Below are 11,101 nucleotides of genomic sequence, written 5' to 3'. Positions count from 1 at the left end.
TCAGATGCCGGTTTTTTTTATGAGTTGAATTGGTATATTGTTTTTGGAGTTACACAATAATCAAGACGAATATCGTTTTCAAAAACATCTTCGATTTCATCTTCGGCTTCAAAGAATGAAAGTCCTATTTTGATGGTATTCGATTGACATTCGCTTAAAAATTTATCATAAAATCCTTTACCATAGCCCACCCGATTTCCTTTTTGGTCAAAAGCTAAAAGAGGGACAAAAACTACTTCTATTTTGCTAGAAGGAACTTCAATTCCATCTACAGGTTCCGGGATATTGTATTCGTTTTTTTTGATTTTAGTACCATCAGTCAAAAGATAATGCGTCATTTCACGGGTTTCAAAATGCGACTTTGAGATAAGGATATTTTTGTCTTTTCCTGAAAGTAAGTGTAAAATCAATTCGGTATCTACTTCCTGATGTTCTACAATTGGCAAAAAAATATGGAAATAATTTTTGTCCCAAATATTTAGCTGCAACAATTGATTGCAGATAGCTAAACTCATTTCCTCGATGTCAATTTCAGAAAGTTGTTTGCGCAGTGATTTGTATTTGAAACGTAATTCTTTCTTAAGCATGTATTACTGTTTTTAATTCATTTATAAAAGTAGTCAAATGATCTACTTCTACGTGATCCATTAATACAATTTTATACCATTTATTGTTATCATTGTGTTGGTCAGGTACCAAATCGTATTTTTTAGCAATTTCTTTCGGAATAAATTCGGAATGAATTGTAACAATATTCATGAATGGTTCTCTGAAATATTTGATATTTAATTGATCTAATTCGTTGCATAAAAATTGCGTACGCATTTGAAGAACAGAAATTTTTTCAAACCAGCCGTAAGGGCCATAAGTAAATAGAATCATCCACACTGCTACGGCATTTGCACCTGAACGGCTACCGCAAAGAGTTAAATCCATTCCTTCTACATATTGTGCCTCTTTAGTTAGTACGTTTTCAATAAGTCCTTTACGGCAAAGGAAAATACCTGTTCCGTAGGGTGATTGTAGCATTTTATGGGCATCAATTGTAATGGAGCTAATTTTAGGATTGCTAAAATTGATGCTTGATTTTTGGTTGCTAAACGGATATACAAAACCTCCATAAGCACCGTCAATATGTAATTTGTAGACTACTTGGTGTTTTTCGAGTAAGTCAGTATAATCATCGGGGTTGTCTACAGAACCAAACATGGTGGTTCCCATATTAGAAACGATGATAAAATATTTCTTTCCGTTATCTTTTGCTTTTATAATGATATCTTCTAATGCTGTTTTGTCAATCTGTCTGTTGTTGAAAGAAACAGGAATATTTATAAGATCCAGCATTAATACATTGGCTCCTTTTGGTATAGAATAGTGTGTGTCTTCAGAAGCTAAGATGACAATTTCATCTAGTTTTGCATTTTCTTTGTACATGAAATAATTACGATACATCCAAATGGCTTGAATGTTTGCCTCTGTACCGCCAGGGGAAATGTAACCATCAATAGATTTTTGATCTGCTTTAAAAACATCAACAGCCAAAACCTCTAGTACCTCACGTTCTATTTTTTGTGTACCTTTGAATGCGCTTTCAGAAGTTCCTAAAGTATGGCATCCAATATGGTTAGGATTGGCAACATAAGTTTGTAATGTAGGGGCATCTTTTAAAAAAGGTGCATCATCATAAAATACTTTGCCATCTAATTTTGAAGCAGGGTAACCAAGGGATGCATCTTTAGAGAAATTTACATTTTCATCTAATGCTTTTTGTATTCTTGCTTTTCGTTCTTCTTGAGTCAGTTTTTTCCAATAAATCATGATATCAATATTTTTGTCAAAGATAATTTTAATTTTTTTACAAAAAAGTTAATTGTGGGCTTGATATTTTGAGAATTTGGAAATTGTAGTTTTTCAAGTTAAATTTGTTTTATGAGTAATCCTGCATTAGAACTTCAAATTCAAACTTTACCGGACAGCCCAGGTGTTTATCAATATTATGATAAAGAAGGTAAGATTTTATATGTTGGTAAAGCAAAAAATTTAAAAAAGCGAGTTTCTTCTTATTTCAATAAAATTCATGATACGGCTAAAACGAATGTTTTGGTTAAGAAGATCGTAACCATAAAACATATTGTGGTTCCTACCGAAACCGATGCGCTTTTGTTGGAAAACAATTTGATTAAAACCCTTCAGCCACGTTATAATATCAATTTAAAGGATGATAAAAGTTATCCCTGGATTTGTATCAAGAAAGAACCTTTTTCGAGGATATTTTCAACCCGAAGAATGGTTAAAGATGGTTCGGAATATTTTGGGCCGTATACAAGTTTTAAGACGGTAAGTACTATTTTGGATTTAATTAAAGAATTGTATCCTTTGCGTACCTGTAATTTCGATTTGAGCGAATCGAATATTGATAACGGGAAATTTAAGGTTTGTCTTGAATATCATATTGGGAATTGTAAAGGTCCTTGTGAAGGATACGAATCCTTAGAAGAGTATCAAAAACAGGTCAATGCTATTAGGGAAATTCTTAAAGGGAATTTTAAAGATAGTTTAAAGGATTTTAGAAAGTTGATGATGGATTTAGCTCAGCAAATGCATTTTGAAGAAGCGCAAAAGATTAAAGAAAAGATCGAAGTTCTGGAGAATTATCAATCGCGTTCTACAATTGTAAATCCTAAAATTACGAATGTTGATGTGTTTTCTATTATTTCGGATGAAAGTGCTGCTTATGTGAATTTTCTTCAAATTTCACACGGTTCGATCATTCGATCCCATACTTTGGAAATCAAGAAAAAATTAGCTGAAACGGATGAAGAATTACTAGAATTAGCAATTATAGAATTACGTGAAAGATTTCAGTTATTGTCAAAAGAAGTAATTGTGCCTTTTGCAGTTGATTTAGGTGAGCATATAAAAGTTACCGTGCCCCAGTTAGGTGATAAAAAACAGATTTTGGATTTGTCTGTTCGTAATGCTAAGTTTTATCGAATTGAACAAATGAAGCAATTACAAATTGTAGATCCAGACAGGCATACGAATAGAATTATGGCTCAAATGAAAAAAGATTTGCATTTGCCGGTTGAACCCAGACATATTGAATGTTTTGATAATTCGAACATTCAGGGAACAAATCCTGTTTCGGCCTGTGTTGTTTTTAAAGACGGAAAGCCAAGTAAAAAAGACTATCGTCATTTTAATATCAAAACGGTTGAAGGGCCTAATGATTTTGCTTCGATGGAAGAAGTGGTATATCGTCGCTACAAACGACTGCTGGATGAGAAAGAATCTTTGCCTCAATTGATAATCATAGACGGTGGTAAAGGGCAATTGTCTTCGGCTTTAAAAAGTATTGATGATTTAGGATTGCGTGGGAAAGTAAGTATAATAGGTATCGCAAAAAGATTAGAAGAATTGTTTTTTCCTGGTGATTCGGTTCCGCTTTATTTGGATAAAAAATCGGAAACTTTAAAAGTTATTCAGCATTTGCGTAATGAGGCACACCGTTTTGGAATTACACATCACCGAGATAAAAGGAGTAAGTCGGCATTAAATTCTTCAGTGGAATCCATTCCTGGAATTGGTGAAAAAACGATGTTAAAACTTATTCAGCATTTTAAAAGTGTTAAAAGATTGAAAATAGCATCCGAAAAAGAAATTTCAGACGTTGTAGGAGTATCAAAAGCCAAAAAAATTACCGATTTTTACAAAACCACAATGTCTTAGTTTATTTCAAAAGGCATATAATTCTAAAATAGAAATTGTTTTATGAAAAAGTATTTCTTTTTACTGCTTGTTTTATTAAGTGGCTTGAGTTTGTATTCTCAAAAAAAAGACCGGCCAAAAATAGGACTGGTACTCAGTGGAGGTGGCGCTAAAGGATTTGCTCATATAGGGGTTCTTAAAGTAATTGAAGAGGCCGGAATAAAAATTGATTATATTGGAGGAACCAGTATGGGAGCTGTTGTAGGCGGATTGTATGCTGCGGGATATAATGCAGCTCAACTGGATTCAATTTTTAAAAATACCGATTTTGATGAGCTCTTAAGTGATTACATTCCAAGGCAAACTAAAAATTTTTATGAGAAAAGAAACGATGAGGTTTATTCGCTTGTTTTGCCTTTTAATAAATATAGAATTGGAATTCCAGATGCGCTTTCTAAAGGCTTGTATAATTTTAATTTGTTGAGCCGAATAACCAGAGATGTTAGACATGTACGGGATTTTAATCAGCTTTCTATTCCGTTTTTATGCATTGGGTCTGATATAGAAACCGGAGAACAGGTAGTATTAAACAAAGGAAATTTGGCACGTGCTATGATTGCCAGTTCAGCATTTCCATCCTTGTTTTCTCCTGTAGAATATCAGAATCGTTTTTTAGTTGATGGCGGAGTTGTTAATAATTATCCTATCGATGAAGTTAGAAAATTAGGTGCAGATATTATTATAGGTGTAGATGTTCAAAACGATTTATTAGATAGAAAACAGCTTAATGATGCTACAAAGATTTTGGTTCAAATTACCAATCTTCATTCCATCGATAAAATGAAAGAGAATGTTTTAAAAACTGATATTTATATTCGGCCGGATATCAAGGATTATGGTGTAATGTCTTTTGATAGCGGAAAAGAGATACTAGGTAGGGGCGAGGAGGCTGCTTTTTCGGTTTTTGAACGATTAAAACAATTAGGTGCTCAGGCTAATAATTATAAGAAACCTAAATTGGTTAATGGAGTTGATAGCTTAGATATTGCCAACATTAATTGTAATAAATTAAAAAATTATACTAAAGAATATGTTTATGGTAAGTTGCGATTTAAACCTGGAATTAAAATTAGTTATGACCAGTTGCAAACTGGGATTAATAATTTGAATGCAACAGAAAACTTTAGTGCTATAGATTATTCTTTTGAAAAAAATAATGGAAAAGACGATTTGAATTTAGTGTTAAAAGAGAATCCCGTAGATTCTTTTTTGAAATTTGGATTACATTACGACGGATTGTACAAAAGTGCTGTTTTAGTAAATCTTACTCATAAGAAAAACTTTTTTAAAAATGATGTGGCTTCTTTGGATGTGATTTTGGGAGATAACTTCAGGTATAATTTTGATTATTATATTGAGAATGGTTATAATATTAGTCTTGGATTTAAGTCTTTTTTGAATCAGCTTAATCGAAATATTGAAGGGCAAATAACTAATTTGAATTTTGAAGATTTAGGGATTAATTCGTTGAATGTAGATATGGTTGATCTTACGAATCAGTTGTATTTTCAATCGATGTTTTTACAGCGTTTTTTAATAGGAGGTGGTTTAGAATATAAATACCTTAACATTAATTCAAAAACTTTAAATGATTCCGGATCTAAAATTGACAAAAGTGATTATTTTAGTGTTTTTGGGCGCTTAAATTATGATACTTTAGACGATAAGTTTTTCCCTAAAAGAGGTTGGTTTTTTTCAGGAGACATCCACTCTTATCTTTATTCTTCAGATTATACGAATGAATTTAATCCATTTTCGATTGTCAAGGCTAATCTTGGAGTAGCTTTTAAATTGTTTAAGTCAGGATCAGTAAAGATTCAATCCGAAGCAGGATTTTCTTTTGGTAATAAAAGTGTTTCTTTCTTTAATTTTATATTAGGAGGTTATGGATATAATGTGTCTAATAACTTTAGTCATTTTTACGGCTATGACTTTTTAAGTTTGGGGGGTAATAGTTATATAAAATCAGCGGTGACTTTAGATTATGAGGTTTTTAAAAATAATCATATCAATTTTACTGCAAACTACGCTAATATTGGTAATGATATCTTTGCAACTGTAGATTGGGTTTCCATTCCAAAAATTTCCGGTTATGCTTTTGGTTATGGTTTAGAAACAGCTATTGGTCCTATTGAAATAAAACGTAGTTGGTCACCCGAAACAAAAAGCAGTTATACTTGGTTTAGTGTAGGCTTTCCGTTTTAGAAATTATTTAATTAATAGAAATTTTAAACATCAGGTTTTTGTCTGAAATGCTTTTTTTGACTCAAACCTGATGTTTTCTTGTTTAAAAAATGTAAATAAATGTGGAATTTACTCTTTTGTTTCATTTGGAAGAAAATGAAAAATTATCACTTTAATTTTTTATAACCTCTTTTTTTATGATATTTAAAAAAAAACCATAAATCTTCCGAATCTTGTTTTAAAATTATGTTAAACTTAATTTTTGTTGTAGAAATCGCATTTTATTGCCATATCTTTGTAATATCAAAACAAGAGGGGTGGTTTCCTTTTGGTTTAATATAAATTTAATAATTTATAATTTTTTGGTTGGTTAATAGCATAAAAACTCAGTCATTATTTGACTGAGTTTTTTTGTTTTAATATATTTGGAACAAAATTTGCCATTTAGATCAATAAAGAAATTTTAGTAAATTATGAAAAAAATAATGCTACTCCTATTATTGATTTTAACCGCAAGTTTTGATTCTCGTTCCGATGATGCCTATGTAGTAGGTGAATGGTTTAAATTTCGTGTTCATTACGGATTTGTAAATGCAGGATATGCTACTCTTGAAGTTAAAGACGCTTTCATAAATAATAAAAAAGTTTTTCATGTAGTAGGCAAAGGTTATACTACTGGTTTGTCACGCTTTTTTTTTAAAGTAGTTGATATTTATGAAAGTTATATTGATAAAGAAACTGGGAGTCCTTATCAATTTGTTAGGAATATTAACGAAGGAGGGTATACTAAAAATCAAGAAGGTTTTTTTAATCAATCTTTACATAGGGTAACTGTAAAAGATTATAAAAGGAAAACTGAAAAAACTTTTGTTATCCCTAAAAACACGCAAGACATTTTATCCACTTTTTATTATCTACGTAATTATCCTACTATTGATAAGATTAAGCCTGGGGAGTTTGTAGAAATTGATATGTTTTTTGATGACGAAACCACAAAATTTAAGTTAAAATTCATGGGACGTGAAGATATTACAACTAAATTTGGAGTCGTGTCTTCAATGATTTTTAGACCATTAGTTCAGTCGGGTAGAGTTTTTAAAGAACAGGAGAGTTTAACAGTTTGGGTTTCTGACGATGAAAATAGATTGCCACTTCGTATCAAAGCAGATTTGGCCGTAGGTTCGTTGAAAGCAGATTTGGATGGTTTCAAAGGTTTGAAAGCTCCATTTAGAGTAAAAAGAAAATGAATGTAATATTGTGCAGTAAGTTTTTTTTTAATTTAATTAAAATAATGCTTTCATACATGAGCAATTCAAATTTTCCTTTGGTATAAACGACTTGCTTTCTGAATTTATTTTCAAAATGGTTTTTAATTGCTTCTTTGCAGAAAATTAATGTGTCCGAAGTGTCAAAAAAAACTTTTTCTTAGGACGAGTGAAGCCAATTGAATAAGAAAATAAAAAACAAGTAGAATAGAATAAAAAAATAAAGTTTGAAATACGTTTTAATATTTATAATTACACTGACTTTAGTAGTTTCCTGTAAAAATTCAGATTCAGAAAATGATGTGGAAAAAGTTGTAAAAAAGGAAATTCGTAAAAAAGATAATTCTGATTTTGGATTTAATTTTTCCGACTATAATGTAATTCAGGATACGGTTAGAAGAGGAGATACTTTCGGGACAATTATAGAGGGACAAAATATTGGAGACCGAAAAATCTATGAAATTGTAAATAGTATTAAAGATACTTTTGATGTTCGCAGCATAAGGCCGGATAAAACCTATACAATGTTGCGTTCTAAAGATAAGACAAACAAATTGCAGGTTTTTGTCTATGAACCTAATGATTTGAGTTATTATGTTTTTGATTTAAGGGATTCTGTTGTAGTTGCTCATAAAAAAGTAAGACCTGTTACGTATAAACGCAGAGTTATTACCGGGGTTTTAAAAGGTTCATTGTCAGAAACTCTTGCAAACTCAGGAGTTGAAGCTAATTTAGCAAGTCAAATCACAAAAATTTATTCATGGTCAATAGACTTTTTTAAATTAAAAAAAGGCGACCGTTTTGGAATTGCTTTTAATGAACGTTATATAAACGATTCTATTTATAATGGAGTAAGTAATATAGAATCAGCTTTTTTTGAATATAAAGGTAAAATCATGTATGCATTTCCTTTTGTTCAAAATGAATCTTCCGGAAAAGTTGATTATTATGACGAAGAAGGAAAAACAATGAAAAATTTCTTTTTGAAAGCACCTATTAAGTTCAGTCGAATTACTTCCCGATTTACAATGAATAGATTTCATCCGGTACAACACCGATGGAAAGCACATAAAGGAACCGATTATGCGGCACCTACCGGAACACCTATTATGACTACTGCAGCAGGTGTGGTAGAAACTACTGGTTATACAGCTGGTAATGGTAATTTTGTAAAAGTAAAACACAACGGAACTTATGCAACTCAGTATTTACACATGTCCAAAATTTTGGTAAGACGTGGTCAGCGTGTCAATCAGGGGGATGTTATAGGAAGGGTTGGTAGTACAGGTTTAGCTTCCGGTCCTCATGTGTGCTATCGTTTTTGGAAAAATGGAGTACAGGTAGATGCGTTAAAATTAAAATTGCCTACCGGAACACCAATGGAAGGTAGAAATAAGGCCCGATTTATGAAAACGATAGAGCCTTTAAAACGAGAGCTGGACAGTATTGGGAATTTATAGTTAAGAATATAAAAAATCATAGAGGAGAAACGATTTGTAGAGAATTGTTTCTCCTTTTTTATTTACAAACTGGTTGGTTTTTGTAATTATATAGTTGGAAATTTTCCTGCTATTCGAACTAATTTCAGTATTTTTACGAGCAAATCTAAAAAACACTAAAAACAAAATACTGATGGCTTTAAGTACACTAAATCCAACTCAAACAGCTTCGTGGAAGAAGCTGGAAAAACATTTTGAAGAATTACAAAACGTTTCCATGCAGGAAATGTTTAACAAAGATGCTTCAAGAGCAGAAAAATTTAGCATCCTTTGGAACGATTTTTTAATAGATTATTCTAAAAATATTATCAATCAGGAAACGGTAAAATTGTTGCTTGAATTAGCCAATGAAATGGGGCTTAAAGAAGGTATCGAAGATTATTTTGGAGGAGGATTAATCAATCAAACTGAAAACAGAGCTGTACTTCATACAGCATTGAGAGCAAAAGAATCTGCGGTAATTAATGTAAATGGAGTAAATGTAATTCCGGAAGTATATGAAGTAAAAAATAAAATTAAAACTTTTACTAACGAAGTTACTTCTGGAAAAAGAACAGGTTATACCGGAAAAGCTTTTACAGATGTAGTCAATATTGGTATTGGAGGTTCTGATTTAGGACCTGCAATGGTTGTAGAAGCTTTACAATATTATAAAAATGATTTGAATGTTCATTTTGTTTCTAATGTAGATGGAGATCATGTGAACGAAATCATTAAAAAGTTAAATCCTGAAACAACCCTTTTTGTAATTGTTTCTAAAACTTTTACAACTCAGGAAACTTTAACAAATTCTGAAACTATTAGAAAATGGTTTTTACAATCTGCAACTCAGGAAGATGTGGCGAAACATTTTGTGGCAGTATCTACTAATTTACAAAAAGTAACTGAATTTGGGATTAATCCTGACAATGTATTCCCTATGTGGGACTGGGTTGGAGGACGTTTTTCTCTTTGGAGTGCAGTAGGTTTGTCTATCAGTTTAGCAGTTGGTTATGATAATTTTGAGGCGTTATTAAGTGGTGCAAATGAAATGGATGAACATTTTAAAAATGCTGATTTTGATAAAAATATCCCAGTAGTTTTAGCTTTGTTAAGCGTTTGGTATAATAACTTTTTTGGAGCCGAGAGTGAAGCATTAATTCCGTATACACAATATTTACAAAAATTAGCGCCTTATTTACAGCAAGGAACAATGGAAAGTAATGGAAAGAGTGTAGGACGTGATGGTAAAGCAGTAGATTATCAAACTGGAACCATTATTTGGGGAGAGCCTGGAACGAATGCGCAACACGCCTTTTTTCAATTGATTCATCAGGGAACTAAAGTAATCCCAACGGACTTTATAGGTTATGTACAACCATTGTACGGTGATCATAATCATCATGACAAATTGATGTCTAACTTTTTTGCTCAAACAGAGGCGTTGCTAAACGGAAAGGATGAGTCAAAAGTTCAGGCTGAATTTGATAAACAAGGACTTTCGGCAGAAGCTGCTCAATTTCTTTTACCGTTTAAAGTTTTTTCTGGAAATAAACCAACTAATACATTTTTGATTCAAAAGTTAACCCCTAAATCTTTGGGTTCATTGATTTCGTTATATGAGCATAAGATTTTCGTTCAGGGTTTTATCTGGAATATCTTTAGTTACGATCAATGGGGTGTGGAGTTAGGAAAACAATTGGCTAATTCTATCTTAGATGAAATTAATGCTAATGAAGTAAAAAGCCACGATAGTTCAACTGCTTCATTATTAGGGCATTTTTTAAGAAATAAATAACATTTTTGATTTAGCTGTTTAAGTGTTTGATTATCAGTCTGTATTTAAAAAATGGCTAAATTATAAGAATAAAAACCTCATTTGCATTTAGTGTAATGAGGTTTTTTTTATACCTTTTTTGTTTATATTTGTTAAAAAAAATATTAAAAACATGTACGAATTCATTCAAAAATTTCATTCTGGTTGGGCTTATTTAGCACTTTTATTATTAGTGTTTGCTGTAATTAACGCTTTTATAGGTTTGTCTTCTAAAAAAGAGTTTACTGCTAAAGATAGAAAGATTGCAATTTTTGGATTAATTGGGACACATACCCAGTTATTAGTAGGATTGATTTTGTATTTTGTTTCTCCACTTGGATTAGCTTCTTTGGGGCAAATGTCAGATAAAATGGTGCGATTAACTTCTTTAGAGCATCCTTTAATTAATATCATTGCCATTACTTTGATCACAATAGGATGGTCAAAACATAAAAAATTAACCACAAGTGAATCTAAGTTTAAAACATTTGCTATTTTTTACGGATTAGGATTGTTGCTTATACTAAGTAGAATTCCTTGGTCGTTATGGTTTAAATAAAATCTGAAAAGAAGTCCTGAAAAGGACTTTT

General features: G+C 31.5%; 8 protein-coding genes. 6 read left to right on the top strand and 2 right to left on the bottom strand.

The annotated features are described in order from the left end of the window. Nucleotides 1-17: 17 nt before the first annotated feature. Entirely contained in the window at nucleotides 18-587 is a 570-nt protein-coding gene (locus AAEO59_RS09445; protein WP_341700487.1) for a 5-formyltetrahydrofolate cyclo-ligase, read from the bottom strand. Next, the gene (locus AAEO59_RS09440) at nucleotides 580-1,818 is read right to left on the bottom strand and encodes an aminotransferase class I/II-fold pyridoxal phosphate-dependent enzyme (protein WP_341700486.1); all 1,239 of its coding nucleotides are present in this window, start codon (nucleotides 1,816-1,818) and stop codon (nucleotides 580-582) included. The genes AAEO59_RS09445 and AAEO59_RS09440 overlap by 8 nt, the downstream gene beginning before the upstream one ends. Nucleotides 1,819-1,929: 111 nt before the next feature. Here AAEO59_RS09440 and uvrC point away from each other — a divergent pair, with 111 nt between their 5' ends. The 6 genes from uvrC (at nucleotide 1,930) to AAEO59_RS09410 (ending at nucleotide 11,070) form a co-directional block, all read left to right on the top strand. Further along, nucleotides 1,930-3,729, top strand: a complete 1,800-nt coding sequence (gene uvrC / locus AAEO59_RS09435) for an excinuclease ABC subunit UvrC (RefSeq protein WP_341700485.1) — start codon at nucleotides 1,930-1,932, stop codon at nucleotides 3,727-3,729. Nucleotides 3,730-3,771: 42 nt separating this feature from the next. Continuing rightward, nucleotides 3,772-5,973 carry a patatin-like phospholipase family protein gene (locus AAEO59_RS09430; protein ID WP_341700484.1) on the top strand — a complete coding sequence of 734 codons (2,202 nt, stop codon included), beginning with the start codon at nucleotides 3,772-3,774 and terminating at the stop codon, nucleotides 5,971-5,973. Nucleotides 5,974-6,425: 452 nt separating this feature from the next. Further along, a complete protein-coding gene (locus AAEO59_RS09425) occupies nucleotides 6,426-7,199 on the top strand; it encodes a DUF3108 domain-containing protein (protein ID WP_341700483.1) in 774 nt (257 codons plus the stop codon). A 245-nt stretch (nucleotides 7,200-7,444) separates the two neighbouring features. After that, nucleotides 7,445-8,677: a peptidoglycan DD-metalloendopeptidase family protein gene (locus AAEO59_RS09420; RefSeq protein WP_341700482.1), complete on the top strand. Its 1,233-nt coding sequence runs from the start codon at nucleotides 7,445-7,447 to the stop codon at nucleotides 8,675-8,677. 172 nt (nucleotides 8,678-8,849) lie between these two features. After that, on the top strand, nucleotides 8,850-10,493 hold the full coding sequence (gene pgi / locus AAEO59_RS09415) for a glucose-6-phosphate isomerase (protein WP_341700481.1): 1,644 nt from the start codon (nucleotides 8,850-8,852) through the stop codon (nucleotides 10,491-10,493). 151 nt (nucleotides 10,494-10,644) lie between these two features. Then, nucleotides 10,645-11,070, top strand: coding sequence for a hypothetical protein (locus tag AAEO59_RS09410; RefSeq protein WP_341700480.1), 426 nt, complete (start codon nucleotides 10,645-10,647; stop codon nucleotides 11,068-11,070). Nucleotides 11,071-11,101 lie beyond the last annotated feature (31 nt).

It is taken from the genome of Flavobacterium flavipallidum (assembly GCF_038289905.1).
In the GTDB taxonomy this organism is placed as follows: Bacteria; Bacteroidota; Bacteroidia; order Flavobacteriales; family Flavobacteriaceae; genus Flavobacterium; species Flavobacterium flavipallidum.
This window is presented reverse-complemented; position numbering and strand designations above follow the sequence as displayed.